Source organism: Mycobacterium sp. 3519A, from assembly GCF_900240945.1.
Classification (GTDB): Bacteria; Actinomycetota; Actinomycetes; order Mycobacteriales; family Mycobacteriaceae; genus Mycobacterium.
In genome coordinates, this window is sequence record NZ_OESG01000014.1 from 2,255,951 (window position 1) to 2,274,712 (window position 18,762).

Below are 18,762 nucleotides of genomic sequence, written 5' to 3' on the forward strand. Positions count from 1 at the left end.
TCACGAAGGTCTATCTCCTTTAGCCGGCGGCGACGGTGCTGAGGTCGTCGAGCGTCTTGAGGTCGTCATCGGTGAGTGAAACCGCTGCGGCGGCGATGTTTTCGTCGAGATGCGGCACCGAGGAAGTGCCGGGAATCGGCAACATGACCGGTGAACGGGCGAGCAGCCAAGCGAGCGCCAACTGGGATGGCGTGGCCTGGTGTGCGGCCGCGATCTTTGCCAATGGTCCATCGGGCGTCGCCAGCGGACCGGCGGCCAACGGGAACCACGGGATGAACGCGATACCCCTTTGGGTACAAGCGTTTACCAGCGGCTCGGCGTCGCGCGCTGTGAGGTTGTACATGTTCTGCACGGAGGCGATCGGGGTGATCTTCAGCGCCGCCTCGAGCTGATCGACGCCGACTTCGGACAGCCCGATCAGTTCGATCTTGCCTTCAGCCTTGAGGTCGGCGAGCTCGCCGACCTGGTCGTCGAGGGGATAGGCGGGGTCGACGCGGTGCAACTGAAACAGCTTGATGCAGTCGGTGTTGAGCCTGCGCAGGCTCATTTCGACCTGCTGGCGCAGATACTCGGGTTTGCCCAGCGGCGTCCAGGATGCCGGCGACGGCGTGTTGGTCGCGTCGGGACGGGTCCGCAGGAACCCGGCCTTGGTGGCCACCACCAGGTCGGTGGGGTAGGGGTACAGAGCGACGCGAATCAACTCCTCGGCGACGAACGGGCCGTAGGAGTCCGCGGTGTCGATGAACGTGACACCCAACTCCACCGCACGGCGCAGCACGGCCACCGCCTGATGCGGGTCGCGGGGCAGACCCCAGTTACCGGGCCCGGTCAGTCGCATCGTGCCGAACCCCAGTCGGTTGACCGTGAGGCGGCCGCCGAGTTCCAAAGTGCCAGCGGCCGCGGCGGTGGGGTGATCGCTTCTCATACAAAGACCTTTCTCGGTGGCGTCGACGGCCACCTGGTCAGCTGTCGGTCCTGATGACCGCCCCGGTGGGCTCGCGGCCCGCGACGACTTGCGCGAGGGCGGACGCAGCCCGTGCCAGGCCGTACGACCGCGGGGTCGGCATGTGTAACCGGCCTTCGTTCAGCAGCGCGGCCAACGAATCGAGTCGAACGCCGTCGGGACGAACGTAGACAGCCGTGACGCTGATGCTGCGGACGGATTCGGGTGGATCACCGGTGATGGTCGCCAGCCGGCCACCGTCGGAAAGTGCGGTCATCGCCATGGCGGCGCCGCCGCGGGCGGCGTTAGCGACGGCGCCGATATCTCCCTCCGCCAACAGTTTTGCGTGCTGCGGCCACATCGGATCGCGGTAGTCGAGCACCTCACGTGCGCCATACCCGCGGACCCGGTCCGCGCTGCGCGGACTGGCGGTGGCGAGCACATCAACCCCATGCAGCGCAGCCAGTTGGACAATGAGGCCACCGGTGATGCCGCCGGCGCCGTGCACAAGCAAGGTTTCTCCGCCGCGAAGGGCCAACGCCTCGTCGACCACTTGTCCAGCGGTCAACGCTGGCACCGGAAAGATGGCCGCAGTGTCCCACGAGACCGCGGCGGGTTTATGGGCCAGCGCTTCGACGGGTGCGATGACAAACGGCGCCCACATTCCCTGTTCGCGCAGCGGCGCGACGTGGCACAGCACCTCGTCGTCCGCACTGAAGCCGTTCGGCCGGGCGCCGACGCCCCTGACGACCCCGGCAGCTTCGACGCCAAGCGCCATCGGTGGCGAGATGCCGACGTCCCAATCGCCGGTGCGAACGATGTTGTCCCAATTGCCGATTCCGGCGCTGCGGACCTCGATCAGTGCCTCGTCCGCTGCCAACGGTCGCGGCTCGTCCACGTCGAGGATCTTCACCTGGCCACCCAACGAGCGGACTCCCGCTACCCGCATGGCACTGCCTCGGATGCGACGGTGGCGAACGACTCCTCGGCCAGCAGCAGATCCCAGACCTGGTTGACTGTCGGATGCGGCGCGACAACATGGCGCAGCAGACCGACCGGGATCTTCGCGACGACCGCCAGGGTGGCGGCTTGGGCCAGTTCCGAGAACTGCGGGCCGACGAACGTCGCCCCGAGCAGTGCGTCGGTGTCGGCGTCGATGACCAGCTTCGCCCAACCTTCGAAGCCGTCACGGTAGAGGGTCAGAAACCGCAGGGTGCCGGGATAACGAGCAGTTCGCGTCCGCACCGCGAATCCCTGTGCACGAGCCTGGCTTTCGGTGCGACCCACCCTGACCAATTGCGGTTCGGTGAAGATGACCTGCGCGATATTGCCGACATCACGGGCCATCAGCTTGTCCTCGTCGGGGTCTCGCCCCGCCGCACGGGCCGCGATGATATCGGCGAGGAGACGGCCATGGTAGGTCGAGATGTGCGACAGTCGCGCGCGCCCCGTGGTGTCGCCAAGGGCGTAGAGCCAACCGCCGGGGATACCGACCGCTTGTAGGTGGTCGTTGACCGCAATTGGTCGGCCGCTCTGCAGACCAACGGATTCCAGTCCGATGTCGTCGGTGTTGACGCACCGTCCGGCGGCCAACACGATCTCGTCCACCTCGATGATCTTGTCGTGGAACGTCGCGGCCACCGGGCCGCCCGCCACGGAGCGGGTTACCGAGGACAACTCTGTCCGGAAATGAAGGTCGACGCCTTGGCGTCGCAGCGACTCCGCGACAAACTCGCTGGCTTCGGGTTCACAGCCGTCGAGTAGAACGTCCTCACGCACCAGATGCGTCACGGCCGAGCCCAAACCGCGCAGTATGGTCGCGAATTCGACGCTGACCGGTCCGCCGCCGACCACCAGCGCGCGAGGGGGCACTCGTGTCATGGTGACCAGGTCACGATTGGTCCACGGGCGCGCCTGCACCAGCCCAGGTATCTCCGGCATATGCGGGCGCGTGCCGGTCGCCACGACCACCGCCTGGCGCGCAACCAAGACGGTTTCAGTGTGATCGGCATGCGTCACGTGCACTGTCCGTTCACCGCGCAACCGGCCGATCCCGTGGAACACGGCTACCCCGGCCTGGCGCAGTGACGCCGTTCGGTCCTGATCCGAGAGTTGCTCGATCAGCCAGTCGCGTTTGGCGAAGACAGCGGCTACGTCGAGACGCACATCCGAGATAGCCTCTCGCACACCAGGAACCGCCTTAGCGAGATTCAGCACCTCGATCGAGCGCAGCAGTGACTTGCTCGGGTTGCAGCCCCAGTAATGGCACTCACCACCGACCAGACGATCCTCGACGAGCGCCACGGCAAGCCCGGACGATGCGAGTTTCCGCACGGCGGCCACCCCGCCGACCCCGCCGCCGATGACGACGACGTCGAGTTCCTTCTCGCTCACATCCATCCTTCCGGTGCGCAGATCAGCCGTATTTTCACTGTGGCTCAACCTTCGACGCCGGTCATCACCCCACCCGCATGTTCACCCGGGTTAGTGCAAGCCAAGCTCGCGGGCTCGGGTCACCGCCGCGCTGCGGCTCTCGACACCCAGTTTGCGGTAGACGGCGCGCTGGTGGGTTTTCACGGTGTTCAGCGAGACGTAAAGCCGCTGGCCGATTTCGCGGCGCGACAGTTTGGTCGCCAGCAGTCCGAGCACCTCATGCTCTTTGGCGGTCAGCTGTTCTGCGATCGTGGCGTTGCACGGGCCCATGTCGACCACCTTCGGGCGGCGCGCCGTGCTGAGCGACTTGGCAACGATGCCGCCGTCGGCACAGCCGCGCAGCAGCATGGCCGCCTCGTTGCGACTGGCTCGGCGTTTCACATGCTCGCCGCGGCGTCCGAGAATCTCGGCCCGGATCAACAGCGCGTTGGCCACTTCGAGGATTCCTGCGCCGCGTCGGGCAAACCCGACGGCCATGTCGGCGGCTTCAGCGGCTGCGCCCGCGTCACCGCGCATGTCGAGGATGATCGCCGTGACAAGCGACGCCATCATGTCCACGAAGTGCTCCTCGTCGGCCATCCCCCTGGTGCTGCCGGTCGTACGGCGGATCAGGTCTTCGGCATCGACCAGATGCCCTTGGTGGGCCGAGATCATGGCGAGATAGCCCAACGCGTATCGGTGCGCGAGCAGATGACCGACTTTCTCGGCCAGTGCCGCGGCCGCGCGGAATGCCGCTTCGGCGTCGTGCGTGCAGCCCGAGTAATACAGCGACGCTCCGTAAACGCAATACGCAATCGGCCCAGCCACCGGCGCATCGCCGAGGTCGAGACTGGCGGCCCGTCGCGCTGTATCGAGGGCGGCAGCAAGGTCACCGGACTTGAAACGGTGCAACGCGCGCAGCACGACGAGCTTCGCATCGACGTTGTCGACATCAGTCGTATCGCCTGCGCGCGCGGCTGGCACCGCGTCGATCCAACGGTCCGCGTCGTCGAGGCGACCCCAGCCCAGCGCAATCCATGCCCTGGCCATGCTCAACTGCGCGTTACCTGACACGGTTTCGACCGGCAACGCGTCCAGCCAACCCGACACCGTCGACAGACGGCCGACGTTGAAGGTGGTGGCCCAATTGGTGGCGATCAGGTCTGCCGCGCCGAGCATGTCACCGGCAGCGACGAGGTGGTGCACAGCCTCGTCGATGAAGCCCTCGCCTGCGAACCATGCTGCGGCCCGTTGGTGCAGGATCGGGATCAAAGTCGGCTCGCTACAACGCAATTCTGTGCGCAGCAAGTCGGCGAACAGCTGGTGATATCGGTACCAGCGCCGTGACACATCCAGGGGCATCAGAAACAGGTTGTCCCGCTCGATGGTCTCCAGCACTGACGCGCTGCCACTCGTTTGCAGCACCGCGTCACACAGCGGCGCGCTCAACCTGCTCAGCAGCGAGGTCCGCAGCAGAAAGCTGCGGATGTGAGGCGGTTGGCCGTCGAGCACCTCGGCGACCAAGTAGTCGACGATGTGACGATTGTCGCCGGCGAAGTTCTCGATGAACGCTGCCGCGTCTGTGCGGCCTGCCAACGAGAGGCCTGCCAGATACAGGCCGGCGGCCCACCCCTCCGTACGGCGGAACAGGAGCTCGACGTGTGCGTCGGACAACTTGAAACTGAGCACACCGTCGAGCAGGTCCGCGGCTTCGCCTGCGTGAAAGCGCAGCTCTTCGGCCCGCAGTTCCAGCAACTCGGCCCGGGCCCGCAGCCGCGCCAACGGCAGCACCGGATCCGAGCGGGTGGCGATCACCAGCCGGAAAGTCGGGGGCATCCGTTCGATGACGAAACCCACCTGCTCGTGCACGCTCCGATTCTCGACAACGTGATAGTCGTCGAGGATCAGGACGACCTCGTAGTCGATGGCCGCCAACTCGTCGAGCAGCGTCGGCAGCACCACCTGTCGGAGGTCGGCGCCCATCGTGATGAGCTCGAACGCTCGCGTGGCCACGCCAGGGCTGGCCTTGCTCAGCGCCGCGATGGCGCAGGCCCAGAATCGGGCCGGGTCATTGTCCGACGCGTCGAGGGACACCCAGCCGCACCGACAGCGGTCATTCGCGCCGTTCACCCACTGCGCCAGGAGCGTTGTCTTACCCCAGCCCGCAGGCGCGCTGAGCAACGTGAGCTTGCGAGCGGGTTCCGCCGAAAGGGTCTGGATGAGAGCTGCCCGTTCAATGAGCTGAGCCCGGATGGCCGGCGGCGCGGACTTGGCGGCGAGCAGCACCGCAGGGTCGCCGCCATCAGTGGGTGTGACGCACGGCAGATCAGAGATCTTCGTGCTGCCACGGACTAGCATGCGTCAAACGCTAATCGCGGCACCGCGCCGATCGTGGGCCAGTTGGATGCGGCGAGATTGGGCCAGTCGCCCCATTCCCGTACCGCCCGGCAGGTCGGCGTTGCACTGTTATTCGGCATCAATCCAAAGCCTGGCCGCCCATGGCTACTCGCACAATGAGTTATCTCGCGGGGCAGCCTTTGGCTGCGCCGAAGGGTGATGCGGTGCGCATCACCCTTGCAACTGAAAATCCAGTAGCGCGACCGGCATCTGTGGGTCGAGGAGAACGGAATCACATTCGCACGTGATCACTGACATGGCGTCGATGTGCGGGTTGCGTGCTGTCAATTCGATCACCAGCCGCAGTTCGGTCGGCTCGGTGATGCCCAGTCCCACCACACGGATGGTCGGCAGCTCGCTGAGCATGTCGAGGCGCATCGGCACCACTCTCATCGGGTGGCTGGCCTCGCCGACGGCTTTCAGTGCGATGTTGCCGCTGTCGGCGAGAAGGAGGTCGTTCGACAGCGCCTTGCCTGTCAGGGCGATCGAGATCTCCCCGCCCGACGGCGCCGGGTGGACGGCCACTGTCGCGGTGGCCTCCGTCAAGACGAGCTCACGGGTTTCCGCACGCCATCGGTGTGCGCTGGTGTCCTCGAACTGCGTGGCGTGCAGTCCCTTTCGGTCCGCCAGTTCCTCTTCGGGGACCGGTTCGAGCAACGGTTGCCCGGGTGCGCGGAACATCGTGAGGACGAAGCTGCAGGCGACATCGTCGCGATTGTTCGCGTCCCGGTAGTGGATCAGGTCGCCGCCCGGCGCCCAGAACGCGTCTCCTGCGCGCAGGACGCGTGGCGCCTGCCCCTCGAGCTCGAACAGCATCTCACCGTCGATCATGTAGCCGAACGCCGGACCGCCGCGGACCCGATGTGGCGGATAGCCGGGTGAGCCGGGCGGATGTTTGATCAGAACCGTCAGCACACGGGCATCGCCGGGAATCCACGGTGGTCGCACGTCCTGCACAACGCTTATCGATGATTCCGATTGCGGCTCAGGCATGTTCGGCGGTCATCCAGTCGGCGTACCGCGTGGTGTAGATGGTGGCGTTCTCGTTGGGGGCGAGGGTGTGATCGTCGATCACCGCTCCGAAGTACGGCGCCCGGGCGTCGGTCACGACCCGGCGGGGATCTGCGTTGGCGGCGAGCGCGGTGCGGACGAAGTCGTCCATCCCGATGGCCTCGGGGCCGGCGACCTCTGTGACGCCGTTGGTGGGCTGCCCTGCCGCCGCGCTGGCGACGGCAGCGGCGACATCGTCGGCGGCGATCGGGCGGAACAACGCGTGCGGCAACCTGACGACATCTCCGTCTGTCGCAGAGTCGGCCAAGCCGATCGCGAACTCGTAGAACGGGGTCGCACGCACAATCGAATAGGGCTGGCCCGAATCCTTGATCAAATTCTCCTGGGCCGCTTTCGCTGTGTTGTAACCGCTGTCCGGCATGATCTGCGCGCCGACCACCGACAGCGCGACATGGTGTTTGACTCCCGCATTGCGTTCCGCAGCCAGCAGGTTCTTGGTCGTGGTGGTGAAGAAGTGCATCACGGGTTCGTCGTCGAACACCGGTGAATCGGCGACGTCGACCACGACGTCGGCGCCTGCAAGGGCGGTGGCGAGGCCCTCGCCGGTGAGTGCATCGACACCCGACCGGCGCGAGGAACGGACCGCGTTGTGCCCCTGTGCGTTCAGATTGGCCGCGACTTTGGAGCCGATGAGCCCGCGCCCGCCGATGACCACGATCTTCATGAGGAACCCTTCAATGTTGGAATTTGCGGCGCGCCGAGGACGGCATAGGCCGCGGCCGCGCTTGCTGCGGAAAAGACGCTGTAGCTGAGCGGTGATTCCACGCCGAGGGATACCGCCATCGCTGCGCCGAACACGATGAGCACCAGGCACGTCGCCGCGCCGACGAGTTGCGGGCGCCAGCCGGTCAGAAGTAGAACCGCCAGGATCGTTTCGGTGGCGGTGGCAGCCCACACGATGACAGTCAACAACCATCCGGAAGCGAACGGAACAAGTTGGTGGGCATAGTCCGCGAACGCCCGCATGCTGCCCCAGCTGCCCTGCCCGAACGGTTTCCACCAACCGAATCGGTCAGCGACGGCGGATAGAAATGCCGCCGCCAGCGATAGCCGAAGTGCTGTCCGGACTACGGTGACGGAACCAGGTTTGCCACGGCGTTTCTCGTCGCTAGCGCGGCGGCTCATTGTCTGCGGCGTCGTCGGTGGTGAGCGGATTGTCGCCGGTGTCGATCAGGAAGACTGCCAGCAGTTCAGCGGGTTCGGTGGCGCTGGCGTTTTCGCTGATCGTGTGGTGCGCGCCGGGAGCTTCGCTCCAGGTCTCGCCGGCGTGATAGACACGGGCGGGTTCACCCTCGAGTTGGCTGCGGATCGCCCCGGAGATCACGTAGGCCATGATGAACGCCGACGGTGCGTGGTGATGCGCGGCGCTCTTCCCGCCGGGCGGATAACTGACTGTGACCCCTTGAAGTGATTTGCCGGGAATGTTGGTCGGCTGGTCGAAAACCCCACGGACAACCGGACTTTGACCCGGATTTGGAGGTGCAGGCTCGGCCGATGCCGCAGGAGCGAGTATCCCGCCCGCGACCATCGCAGCGAGCAGTGTTTTCAGGGCCATCTGTCGGTTGCTTCCCTTCACTCGGCGACCGTCGGCTCGACCCCGGATTGCGGCTGGACGCTGACAAGCTCGAGGCCCAGATCGCGGACCCGGTCGAGCAGTCCGTAGAGCTGTGACTGGTCGCGGATTTCGCCGGTGAACACGGTTTCTGCCGCGCGGGACTCGAGTCGCATCCCCTCCAGAGCGGATCCAAGCCGCTCGCTCACGCGCCCTCGAATGCAGATCTGGTACATGGTCGGCTGCACTTACCCTCCGCTCGCTCTGTCGAGCCAGCATTCGCCGAGTGGGGGTGAGTCGTCATCACCCGGCGAACCAATTCACCCGGGTGAGGGAAATAACACCGATCAGCCGCCGTCCTCGGCGGCCTCGTCCAACTCTTCGCGGGCCACGCGGTAGAACGATGCGCCGTCGTGGGGGCTGCCGCTGATCTGACCGCGGTGCCGCCTTGGCCACAGCGGGGGATCCTCGGCGTAGCCGACCTCGGGCTCCTCGGCAGCGAGGCGGCGGTCCAGCGTCAGGTTGTCTTCAGGCGAGATCCAGCGCAGCGGTGCGTCGACCACAATGTCCCCGTCGTCGTTGCGCACCTGGTCGGAATCCAGGGATTCGCTGGGCCCCAACGTGCCATCCGGCCTGATGTCGTCGTAATCGCCGTCGATGATGATGCTCCTGACGCTTCCGCGCGCCCTACAGTGGACCGCGCTCTACCTGTTATCAATGCCGTACGGCCCCGTTTTCGTGCCAACCAACCGCTATTGACGTCAAGCATGGACTATTTAGTCCCTAAGGCTACCGATGACGGCTACCGACTCAAAGCGGGGCTGAATTATGCGGACTAATTCGTCCATTATGGTGTTGGTGTCCGATCTCGACCGCACAGCGTCGGGACGTAGCCGTGATGGCTCCAGCGAAAGGACAACTCAACGTGGCAACCGTGGCTGTCGTCGCTCATTCACGCGCGGGACACACCTGGCGCATGGCCGAGGCGATCTGCGATGGCGCGCGAACCTCTGACGCGCAAGTGCATCCGATCCGCATCGATGAGGACGGAACTGTCGACGAGACCGGCTGGAGCACATTGGCCGCCGTCGACGGCGTCATCTTCGGCTGCCCCACGCACATGGGCGGACCGTCGTGGCAGTTCAAACGATTCGCCGATACCTCGATCCGGGCATGGCGGAACACCGCCTGGCGCGACAAACTCGCAGGCGGCTTCACCAGCTCGACCGGCATGAGTGGCGACAAGTTCTCCACGCTGACCTACCTCTGGACGCTGGCAATGCAACAGGGCATGGTGTGGATCGGCTCCGGCATGAAACCCGCCGTCGCGTACGACAAGGCCGCTCCCCGCGAAAGCATGAACTACATCGGTGGCTATAGCGGCGCGATGGCCACCACCCCGTTCGACGACCCGAACGCCATGTCACCGGCGGACTTGGCCACCGCGGCGGCGTTCGGGCAGCGATTCGCCACCTTCCTGATCGCCGGGAGGACCCCGAATACCCCTTATGTCGACTTCACCAAGCAGTAACACCAGCAATTACCTGCGACGATGCTGCGGCGTAGTGTTGATACCGCTTTTCCAGGGAGATGACGCCATGAACGGGACCGCCGACGTGGGTAGCGATCACGAGCACTGACATGGACGCGAAGAGCGGATCTGCGGTCTCGGTCGCTGGGTTGGATCTGCACCTGGATCGCCCGGGCGGACGGGTGCGTGACGGTGTGATGGACGCGATTCGCGACGCGATCCGTTCGGGGCGACTGGTGCCGGGCATCCAGTTGCCGTCGAGTCGCGCCCTCGCCGCCGACCTCGGTGTCGCGAGAAACACCGTCGCAAGTGCCTACGCCGAACTCATCGCCGAGGGTTGGCTGACGTCACAATACGGTTCGTGCACATTGGTTGCCCCGCGTGCGGCCGCAGTGGTGCCGTCCGCCGCCGCCCCGCGTACACGCTGGCGGCAGCCTCAATTCGACCACGATCTGCGACCGGGGCATCCGGACCTGTCCTCGTTTCCACGCACCGAGTGGAGTCGTGCGGTCAAGCGCGCGTTGAACGCTGCTCCGTCCGAGGCGTTCGGGTACACCGACCCGCAGGGGCGGCCAGAGCTCCGCAACGCCCTCGCCGAGTACCTCGCCCGCGCGCGCGGTGTCCGGGCCCGACCGTCCAACATCGTCATCTCCAGCGGCGCCGCAGAAGGATTGAGCCTCGTGGCACGCGCACTGGCAGACGACGGAGTCGCCGCCGTCGCCGTCGAGGGCTTCGGCCTGTTCACCCAATGGCCGTCGCTTGCCCGCGCGGGATTACGTTGTCCGCCACTGCCAGTGGACGCCCATGGCGCTGATGTGGCGGCACTCGACGGGATGGCCGACACGGGCGGGGTGCTGCTCACGCCGTCGCACCAGTTTCCGCTAGGCGTGCCGCTGCATTCCGAGCGCCGCGCTGCGGTTGTCGATTGGGCACGACGCACCGGCAGTGTGATCATCGAGGACGACTACGACGGCGAATTCCGCTACGACCGCAGCCCCGTCGGCGCCCTGCAGGGCATCGATCCCGGCCGCGTCATCTACATGGGCACGGCGAGTAAGTCGCTGGCGCCTGGGCTTCGGCTCGGATGGCTGGTGTTGCCGGACAGACTCGTCGATGCGGTGCTCCGGCAGAGGGGCGAATTCGAAGAGACGTGCAGCTTCGTCGACCAGTTGGCGATGGCCGAGTTCATCGTGTCCGGTTGCTATGACAGGCACATCCGTACCATGCGCGCCCAATACCGCCGTCGCCGTGAGCAACTCGTCTCCGCCGTGGCCAGGTCGTCACCGACGACCTCCGTGGCCGGAATGCCCGCCGGCCTGCAGGTGATGCTCGAACTAGCTGACGCGGACGAGAGCACGCTGTGTCGTGAGCGCGCATGGCGACGGCTCGGCGTGGAGGGGCTTCATCGGTATCGCCATCCCGATGCCTGCAGCAACCGGAACGGCTTGGTGGTCGGGTTCGCTGCGCCCGCGCCAAGCGCATGGTCGGCAGCCTTGGACGCCCTGATTCGACTGCTGCCCTGAGCCGGGTAACGGCGAAAAGCCCTCCTCACCCGGGTGATTCGGTGGTCGGGGTGACGACAGCTCACCCCGCGACGCTGCAGTCTCATGACGCCGCGCACGCATCGTCGAAAGAGGGAGCAGCTGTGACCGACACCATGCAGACCACCGAGGATCTGGCGATACTCGCAAAGCTCAACGAGGACTACATCCACTCCGACCAGTTCAACGATGTCAAGCGGTTCAGCGAGTTCCTCGCGCAAGACTTCCTGATTCAAACCCCTGGCGTCACCCGGAACCGCGAAGAGTTCCTCGAGTACATCGCAAAGCCCCGTCCCTTCAAGGATCTCGCGGTGCACGACGTCAACATCCGCATCCTCAGCGACGTTGCGCTGATCCACGCTCGCGCCACATACACCATGCTCGCCGATGGCGGCCAGCAAGACGCGCTGTACACGGACACCTATCAGAAGCGTGACGGCAGCTGGGTCTGCGTCGCAGCCTGCGCGATCGCTCCCGGCGCCTGAGCCCTCCGAACAGGAAGCTGCACATGCATTTTGAGGCCAAGAAGGTCATCGTGGTCGGCGGAAGTGCCGGCATGGGACGACAGGTCGCGGTCGACGTCGTCGATCACGGTGGCAGCGCGGTGATCATCGGCAGCTCGATCGACCGTGTCGACGACACCGTGGCCGAGCTGACCGACCGGCGGGGTCAAGCGTGGGGGATCGCCGCCGAACTGACCGACCGCAAAGCCGTCGCCGATGTACGACGCACGCTCACAGAGCAGCACCGCGACGCCACCCTGCTGGTCAATGCGGCGGGATTCTTCATCCCCAAGGCGTTTCTCGAATACGACGCCAAGGACTACGACTCCTACATGGAGATCAACTATGCCCTGTTCGTCCTCACGCAGACCGTCGTCGAGGGCATGATCGCCTGCGGCGAAGGCGGTTCCATCGTCAACATCGGCAGCATGTGGGCCCACCAAGCCATCGGCGTGACGCCGTCGGTCGGGCACTCGATGCAAAAGGCCGGGTTGCATGCGCTCACCCACAACCTCGCCATCGAGCTTGCCGAGCACAAGATCCGCGTCAACGCGGTGGCGCCTGCGGCCGTCAAGACCCCCGCTGTCGAGAAATGGATTCCGAAGGACGAGATCGACGCGACGCTCAAGACGTTCGCACCGCTTCATCCCCTCGGACGAATCGGCACACCTGCCGACGTCGCCAACGCCATCACTTTCCTGCTGTCCGAACAAGCAAGCTGGATCACCGGCGCGATCCTCAATGTCGACGGCGGTGTGATGGCGGGCCGCAACTGACCCTCGGAGGGATCGCAATGACAGACGACATCTTGCGGCCGGGCGGCCCGCCCGCCAAGTCGGTCGGCCGTGACGAAGGAAAGTCGGTGTTCCTCGGAACGATCGGGGTGCGCCACATCCTCGACAACGTCGCGGCAGAAGGGCGCTTCTCCGTGCTGGAGCATCCGATGTCACCCCGAGCGCTGGCGTCGGCGCTGCATCGGCACCGCAACGAAGACGAGTACAGCTGGATCATCGAAGGACGCGTCGGCGCCCTGCTCGGCGATCAGGTGATCTACGGCGGACCAGGTGACTTCATCTTCAAGCCAAGAGGGCAGTGGCATACGTTCTGGAATGCGGGCGACGAACCCGCCCGCATTCTCGAGATCATTTCCCCCGCAGGCTTTGAGCGGTTCTTCGACGACCTTGCCGCCTTCGGCGGCGTGCAGAAGGTATCGACCGAGGCCCTCGACGAACTGTGTGCCAGATACGGACTCGAGATGGACGTGCACAGTGTCCCCGCACTGTGCGAACGCTTCGACGTGAAGTTCCCCGGTGAAGAAATATGACAGGCCGGGCAAGCCAGGGTACCCACGTCCAGATCGTGCCGGGTACCGACGAGCTGATCACCAAGCGCCTGCGACTGCGTCCGTGGACGGATGGCGACGCCGACGTCGCATTGACGATCTTCGGCAGGCAGGAAGTCGCGCGCTGGCTCACCCCGGCGGTGCCGGGGGTGGCCGATCACGACGATATGCGGCGACTGCTGACCCGATGGATCACCGAACATGACGAAGCGGGACGGGCATTGGGCCACTGGGCGGTCGAGACGCGTGAGGATGGCCGCGTCATCGGAGCGGTCTCCCTGCTGCCGTTGCCACCCGGCTGCACCGACCTCGAAATCGGCTGGCAGATCGCACCGGCGGCCTGGGGACACGGCTACGGAGCCGAAGCGGGTCATGCGGTGGCGCATCAGGCTTTCGCCAGCGGGATATCCGAGGTGTTCGCCGTTGTGCGGCCTGGCAACAGTCGCGGTGTCGCCACCGCACGGCGCGTCGGAATGGAGTGGGTCGGCGAGACCGACAAATACTACGGCCTCACCCTGCAAATCTATCGACTCACCGCCGCCGACCTGGACTATCCCGAACCCACTGCGGGCGTGCGCCTTTGATGTCCCATCACTTCGATACTCGACGTGCTGCCCGCGACCCGCGACTCAACATCGCGGACGTGTATCTTTTCGACGCCGCGCCGGACCGCACGGCGATGGTGATGACCTGCTGCACCGAGGGCGCGTTGTCAGCATCTGCGGCGTTCCATCCGGCCGCGTTGTACGAATTCCGATTCGACACCACCGGGAATGGTCGCGACGACACCGCATTTCAGGTGCGCTTCACCGACCCGGTCGACGGCAGCGAACACGGACGTCAAGAGTTCACGGTGCATTTCGTGACCGGCGCCGATCTCGCCGCCGAACCCGCCCACCTCGTCACCGGAAAACCGGTGTTCTCGGCGGAGTTGAACACAGTCCGGCACGTCGGGACGATCGACGGTTTCGCCGGCCTGGTCGGCGACATGTGGGCTGCCGACCGCTCCGCGGTGTCGGCCATGCTCAACGCGTTCTACGAGGAACGGTGCTTCGACGACGCCGCATACGGGGCGCGGTGTGACCACATCAGCAGGCGCAACGTCATGGCGATCGCGCTGGAAGTGCCGAACGCGTTGATAGGCGATGGGCAGGTCGCGATGTGGTCGTCGATCAGCCTGTGCGGACGAACCGTCAGAGCGCAGGTATCGCGTTGCGGTATACCCTTTTTCAGCCAACTGTTTCTGTCGTCATGGCGCCAGCCTCTGGTCGACCGCTACAACCAGGTCGGTCCTCTGCACGACGTCAAACTGTTCGCCGGACCCGTTCGCCGCTTTGTCGCGGAGTTCTCAGCGCTCGCGGGACTGGGGCGGCTCAGCGAGCCCTACGCCATCGGGGTTGCGGCGCGACTGATTCCGACGGCGCTGCCCTACCGGCTGGGAACGGCCGCGACGTTGACCACCGAGGCGATCAACGGCCGCCCACTGGACACCGATGCGTTCGGCGTGATGGCCAGCCTGGCCGCCGGAAGATCGCTCGGGGCGGCTTCAGACGTTTCACGGCCACTCGACGTGTTCCCGTATGTCGGCCCGCCCCACACCGCCGGTCAGCCAACCATGTGCAAGGAGATGGAGCACCATGCCGACTGGAATTGTGTTGTTTCCCAACCCACAAGCACCCAATCGCGTCGATGAGGTGGTGGCTCAGGCCACGCGCGCGCACGACCTCGGCGTCCGCCAAGTCTGGTTGAGCCAGAACAACGATCACGACGCGATCGCGTTGGCCGCCGTGGTCGGTGCCGCCGTGCCGGGTCTCGGCGTCGGCACCTCGGTGGTGCCCATCAACCCGCGTCACCCGCTGATCGTCGCGTCGCTCGCGCAGACCGCGCAGGCCGCGTCACACGGGAACTTCAGTCTGGGCCTCGGGTTGGGCGGGCACGAACCGGAGCGGCAGGCGTTCGGGACTTCGTGGCCCAACGCGATCACCCGCCTTCGCGAGCACCTGATGGTGCTGAGATCGGTCTTCGACACAGGAGCGGTGGATTTCAGCGGCGACGAGATCACCGCACAGCCCCTATGGCCGGTCGGCGTCGCCGGGGGCACGCCCGTCCCGGTGTACGTGGCCGCAATGGCTCCAAAAGCGTTGCAGGTCACCGGTGAACTGGCCGATGGCACCATGCCGTACCTCGCCGGTCCCCGTACTATCGCAGAGTTCATCGAACCGACCATCGCGAAGTCGGCCGCAGACGCCGGACGGCCGAAACCCAGGATCATCGCGCAGGTGCCTGTCATCGTGTCGGACGACGTGGACGCGGCAAAGGATTTCGCGGCGCAGCGGTTGAGCTTCTTCGAGACCATCCCGTCCTATCAAAAGGTGATTGCGCGCGAGGGAATTGCCGGTGCCGCAGACCTCGCGGCGGTCGGTTCGGCCGAATCGGTCAGGCGTCAGCTACAACGCTATCTGGATGCCGGAGCCACGGATGTCGTGCTGACTGGACTCGCGTGGACCGATTCTGCTACAGCCGAGGACCTATGGGCCCTCGCGGCCTCGTTCCATTCCACTGCCTGACAGAAAATGATCAACTTCTGAGCCATCGCGCGGCGCAGTGATGGACCCATTCGTCCACAACTGACGCAGCGCAGCCGGTAGTGTCACGCCGGTGACCAGCGGGGAGCGTCCCACCCGACGCCGAACGACCGCGCGCGGGGAAGCGACCCGCGCCCGGATCATCTCCTCGGCCGCCGATCTCATGTACATCCGCGGCGTCAATGCCGTCACTCTCGACGACGTGCGCGCCGCGACAGGCACCAGCAAGTCCCAGCTGTACAAACATTTCCCAGCCGGCAAACCCGACCTCGTGCGCGAAGTGGTGGCGTGGCGCGCCGAGCAAATCCTGACGCGCGAAGAACAGCGCCTGGAGCGGTTGAAGTCGATGAGCGGTCTGCGGCGATGGCGCGACGCCCTGATTCAGGCCGCTGACCTGCGTGGCGGTGCCTACGGTTGCGCGCTCGGCAATCTGGTGGTCGAGCTTTCCGATCAGGACGAGCACGCGCGCACCTCCCTGTCGGCGCACTTCGCGGCCTGGCAAGGGCTGCTGGCCGCCGGATTTCGGCGGATGCAGGACGACGGGACCCTGGTAGCCACGGCCGATCCCGACGCGCTGGCCACCGGGCTGATGGCCGCACTGCAGGGTGGTTACCTGCTTGCTCAGGCCGATCACGACGTCACCCCGATGGCCACTGCGCTCGACATGGCGCTGGCCCACGTCGAGAGCCTGACCCGTCGTCCCAAGAAGAGACCCAAACCCCGCAAGCGCTGACCATCGAAACGGTTGATGGCGGCGATCGGCGCGGGCTATCGCGCAGAGCGGAGGAACCCTGGGTGCTCGTTCGTTTAGCGGGGTAGAAATCGGGTGGTCAAGCGGAGGTGCGGATGGCGAAGGCGGAAGTCGACCAGATCCTGGCGGCACACCGGCGGTCGGGGCGGTTCTTCGTGGCCGACGGCATCACGTCGTTCGCTCTGGAAGCGGGCGACGGTCCGGCGGTGCTCTGCGTGCACGGCGTGCCCGCGTCGTCGTTCCTGTACCGCAAGGTGGTGCCCGAACTGGCCAACCGGGGGCTGCGCGGCGTCGCGGTCGACCTTCCCGGTCTCGGCTTCGCCGACCGACCTGCCGGTGCGGACTACTCGTGGAGCGGACTGGGTCGTTGGCTGACAGCGGCCGTCGACGAACTCGCACTCGACCGCTTCCACCTGCTGTTGCACGACATCGGCGGCCCGGTCGGTTTCGAGGTGGCCAACGCCCTTCCCGACCGGGTGTTGTCGATGACGTTGCTCAACACCATCGGTGACGTGGCGTCCTTCCATCGCCCGTGGCCGATGGAACCGTTCGCGCACAAGGGCATTGGCGAGGCGTGGCTGGCCTCGCTGCGCCTGCCGTACTCGTTCACCTCGATCATGCGGTTGGTCGGGGTCAGCGGAAAGGTGCCAACGGCCGAACTCGAATGCTGGGTGCCCCTGCTGTTCGGCGACGACAACGGCCGCGCCTTCCTGAAGATCATGCGCGGGTTCGAACTCACCGCCGCCAAACGCGACACCTATGCGCAAACCCTCAGCACAGCAACGTATCCCGTTCAGATCATCTGGGGTTCGAAAGACACCATGCTGCCGTGGCGACGACACGGCGTCGCGCTCGAGCGCACCGCCGGGTTGAAGCAGTCGACGTTGCTGCCTGCCAAACACTTCGTGCCGGAGGACTTCCCCGGCGAAATCGCCGACGCCATCCTCCGACTGACGGACGGGTGACGTCGGCGAGCGCTGGTCACTGCGCGTCGCGCCAGGCCACCATGTCTTTCAGTTCGGCGAAGGCATACTGACCGCCCTCGGGATGGATCTCGGTGGTGAACAGACAGACGCCTTCGGCCACGTACTCCTTGGCGGCATCCGATCCGGTCCACTGCACGGATCGTTGGATCTTGGTGTGATCGCGGTCGATCTGGTCGGCGAGGCGCTCGAGAAGCTGGCATCTCTTGCGGAACGTCTCGATGTCTAGGAAGCTGTGCCAGATATGGGCGTAGCGGGCGACCAGCGGCATCGTCCTGCGCTCCCCGGAACCGCCGATCAGGACCGGAATCTCGCGAACTGGCGCCGGGTTCAGGTGCCGGAGCCGGTTCTCGATACGCGCCAATCCGGCCTCGAACACGTCCATGCGTGATGCGACGGTGCCGTAGTCGTACCCGTATACGGTGTAATCCTTTTCGTACCAACCCGATCCGAGCCCGAGGATGAGGCGTCCACCGCTGATGTGGTCGACGGTGCGAGCCATGTCGGCCAACAGATCGGGATTGCGGTAACCCATCCCGGTGACCAGCAGGCCGATCTCTGCGCGCGTGGTGATCTCACCCCAGGATGCCAGGGCAGTCCAACCTTCGAAGTTCACGACGTCGGGCTGCACGGGCCGAAGCTTCGGGCCGCCGTCGACGATGTCAACGGCGGGACGATGGAAGTGGTCGTATCCGAAGATCACGTCGGCGCCGAGCTCTTCGGCACGCAGCACGGCGTCACGCCACGTCCGATAGTCGGCGGCCCCGCCGGGCCATAGCTGCACGGCGATGCGGATGGGATGAGACACGGGGTTTCCTTTCGTCAGAATGCGATATCGCGGCTTCGTGCAATCACGTGCACGTTCAATGGCCGCGACGACGTGAATAGTCCGGTGGGGCTATAGCGATGCCAGATGGCCGCGATTGGTCATCTCGATGGGCGAGACGCGACATCGGCGTCACAGTGCTGCTCGAGATAGCCGACGGCGATGAGAACCTCGACCAGCCGTAACCGGTAATCGCTACACGTGCCGCAGTGGTTCAGGTGGTGGTCGATGTGATCCGGCAGCAGACTCTCGGGTTCCTCACCGGCCAACAGCAGCGTCACCATCTTGGTGACATCAGAGCACTGCATCGTTCCCTTACCCATCT

At 65.5% G+C, this 18,762-nt stretch carries 21 protein-coding genes and 1 pseudogene; 10 read left to right on the forward strand and 12 right to left on the reverse strand.

Features of this window, described 5'->3' with window-relative positions:
- Positions 1 to 19: 19 nt before the first annotated feature.
- The 10 genes and pseudogenes from C1A30_RS32185 to C1A30_RS32230 form a co-directional block, all read right to left on the reverse strand.
- Positions 20 to 925, reverse strand: a complete 906-nt coding sequence (locus tag C1A30_RS32185; RefSeq protein WP_101952242.1) for an aldo/keto reductase — start codon at positions 923 to 925, stop codon at positions 20 to 22.
- A gap of 37 nt (positions 926 to 962) precedes the next feature.
- Positions 963 to 1,892: an NADP-dependent oxidoreductase gene (locus C1A30_RS32190; protein ID WP_101952243.1), complete on the reverse strand. Its 930-nt coding sequence runs from the start codon at positions 1,890 to 1,892 to the stop codon at positions 963 to 965.
- Complete coding sequence (locus C1A30_RS32195) at positions 1,883 to 3,343, reverse strand: NAD(P)/FAD-dependent oxidoreductase (protein ID WP_101952244.1); 1,461 nt, start codon at positions 3,341 to 3,343, stop codon at positions 1,883 to 1,885. The genes C1A30_RS32190 and C1A30_RS32195 overlap by 10 nt, the downstream gene beginning before the upstream one ends.
- Positions 3,344 to 3,427: 84 nt before the next feature.
- A complete protein-coding gene (locus tag C1A30_RS32200) occupies positions 3,428 to 5,713 on the reverse strand; it encodes a LuxR C-terminal-related transcriptional regulator (protein ID WP_101952245.1) in 2,286 nt (761 codons plus the stop codon).
- Between the two features lie 648 nt (positions 5,714 to 6,361).
- A pseudogene (locus C1A30_RS36280) lies at positions 6,362 to 6,745 on the reverse strand (cupin domain-containing protein); the annotation flags it as partial.
- Complete coding sequence (locus C1A30_RS32210) at positions 6,738 to 7,487, reverse strand: SDR family oxidoreductase (RefSeq protein WP_101952247.1); 750 nt, start codon at positions 7,485 to 7,487, stop codon at positions 6,738 to 6,740. The pseudogene C1A30_RS36280 and the gene C1A30_RS32210, both read right to left, overlap by 8 nt.
- Positions 7,484 to 7,948: a hypothetical protein gene (locus C1A30_RS32215; RefSeq protein WP_101952248.1), complete on the reverse strand. Its 465-nt coding sequence runs from the start codon at positions 7,946 to 7,948 to the stop codon at positions 7,484 to 7,486. Before C1A30_RS32215 ends, C1A30_RS32210 begins: the two co-directional genes overlap by 4 nt.
- A complete protein-coding gene (locus tag C1A30_RS32220) occupies positions 7,932 to 8,378 on the reverse strand; it encodes a cupin domain-containing protein (RefSeq protein ID WP_101953044.1) in 447 nt (148 codons plus the stop codon). The genes C1A30_RS32215 and C1A30_RS32220 overlap by 17 nt, the downstream gene beginning before the upstream one ends.
- A gap of 17 nt (positions 8,379 to 8,395) precedes the next feature.
- Positions 8,396 to 8,584, reverse strand: coding sequence for a hypothetical protein (locus C1A30_RS32225; RefSeq protein ID WP_235010295.1), 189 nt, complete (start codon positions 8,582 to 8,584; stop codon positions 8,396 to 8,398).
- Between the two features lie 138 nt (positions 8,585 to 8,722).
- Positions 8,723 to 9,034: a hypothetical protein gene (locus C1A30_RS32230; RefSeq protein WP_101952250.1), complete on the reverse strand. Its 312-nt coding sequence runs from the start codon at positions 9,032 to 9,034 to the stop codon at positions 8,723 to 8,725.
- A 275-nt stretch (positions 9,035 to 9,309) separates the two neighbouring features.
- Here C1A30_RS32230 and C1A30_RS32235 point away from each other — a divergent pair, with 275 nt between their 5' ends.
- The 10 genes from C1A30_RS32235 (at position 9,310) to C1A30_RS32280 (ending at position 17,593) form a co-directional block, all read left to right on the forward strand.
- Complete coding sequence (locus C1A30_RS32235; protein ID WP_200828484.1) at positions 9,310 to 9,906, forward strand: flavodoxin family protein; 597 nt, start codon at positions 9,310 to 9,312, stop codon at positions 9,904 to 9,906.
- Positions 9,907 to 10,016: 110 nt separating this feature from the next.
- On the forward strand, positions 10,017 to 11,429 hold the full coding sequence (locus tag C1A30_RS32240) for a PLP-dependent aminotransferase family protein (protein WP_101952251.1): 1,413 nt from the start codon (positions 10,017 to 10,019) through the stop codon (positions 11,427 to 11,429).
- A 122-nt stretch (positions 11,430 to 11,551) separates the two neighbouring features.
- Positions 11,552 to 11,932: a nuclear transport factor 2 family protein gene (locus C1A30_RS32245; protein WP_101952252.1), complete on the forward strand. Its 381-nt coding sequence runs from the start codon at positions 11,552 to 11,554 to the stop codon at positions 11,930 to 11,932.
- Positions 11,933 to 11,955: 23 nt separating this feature from the next.
- Positions 11,956 to 12,726, forward strand: a complete 771-nt coding sequence (locus C1A30_RS32250) for an SDR family NAD(P)-dependent oxidoreductase (protein WP_101952253.1) — start codon at positions 11,956 to 11,958, stop codon at positions 12,724 to 12,726.
- 17 nt (positions 12,727 to 12,743) lie between these two features.
- Positions 12,744 to 13,274 (forward strand): cupin domain-containing protein, encoded by a 531-nt coding sequence (locus C1A30_RS32255; RefSeq protein WP_235010296.1) that lies wholly within the window; start codon positions 12,744 to 12,746, stop codon positions 13,272 to 13,274.
- Positions 13,271 to 13,876 (forward strand): GNAT family N-acetyltransferase, encoded by a 606-nt coding sequence (locus tag C1A30_RS32260; protein ID WP_101952254.1) that lies wholly within the window; start codon positions 13,271 to 13,273, stop codon positions 13,874 to 13,876. The genes C1A30_RS32255 and C1A30_RS32260 overlap by 4 nt, the downstream gene beginning before the upstream one ends.
- On the forward strand, positions 13,876 to 14,985 hold the full coding sequence (locus tag C1A30_RS32265) for a DUF4331 family protein (RefSeq protein WP_101952255.1): 1,110 nt from the start codon (positions 13,876 to 13,878) through the stop codon (positions 14,983 to 14,985). The genes C1A30_RS32260 and C1A30_RS32265 overlap by 1 nt, the downstream gene beginning before the upstream one ends.
- A complete protein-coding gene (locus C1A30_RS32270; RefSeq protein ID WP_101952256.1) occupies positions 14,930 to 15,859 on the forward strand; it encodes an LLM class F420-dependent oxidoreductase in 930 nt (309 codons plus the stop codon). The genes C1A30_RS32265 and C1A30_RS32270 overlap by 56 nt, the downstream gene beginning before the upstream one ends.
- A gap of 91 nt (positions 15,860 to 15,950) precedes the next feature.
- Positions 15,951 to 16,610, forward strand: coding sequence for a TetR/AcrR family transcriptional regulator (locus C1A30_RS32275; RefSeq protein WP_101952257.1), 660 nt, complete (start codon positions 15,951 to 15,953; stop codon positions 16,608 to 16,610).
- Between the two features lie 113 nt (positions 16,611 to 16,723).
- Complete coding sequence (locus C1A30_RS32280; protein WP_101953047.1) at positions 16,724 to 17,593, forward strand: alpha/beta fold hydrolase; 870 nt, start codon at positions 16,724 to 16,726, stop codon at positions 17,591 to 17,593.
- A gap of 16 nt (positions 17,594 to 17,609) precedes the next feature.
- On the opposite strand, the gene C1A30_RS32285 is transcribed toward C1A30_RS32280, so the two are convergent.
- Both C1A30_RS32285 and C1A30_RS32290 read right to left on the reverse strand, forming a co-directional pair.
- A complete protein-coding gene (locus C1A30_RS32285) occupies positions 17,610 to 18,419 on the reverse strand; it encodes an LLM class F420-dependent oxidoreductase (RefSeq protein ID WP_200828485.1) in 810 nt (269 codons plus the stop codon).
- Between the two features lie 119 nt (positions 18,420 to 18,538).
- Positions 18,539 to 18,760: a hypothetical protein gene (locus C1A30_RS32290; RefSeq protein ID WP_142392694.1), complete on the reverse strand. Its 222-nt coding sequence runs from the start codon at positions 18,758 to 18,760 to the stop codon at positions 18,539 to 18,541.
- Between the last annotated feature and the right edge of the window lie 2 nt (positions 18,761 to 18,762).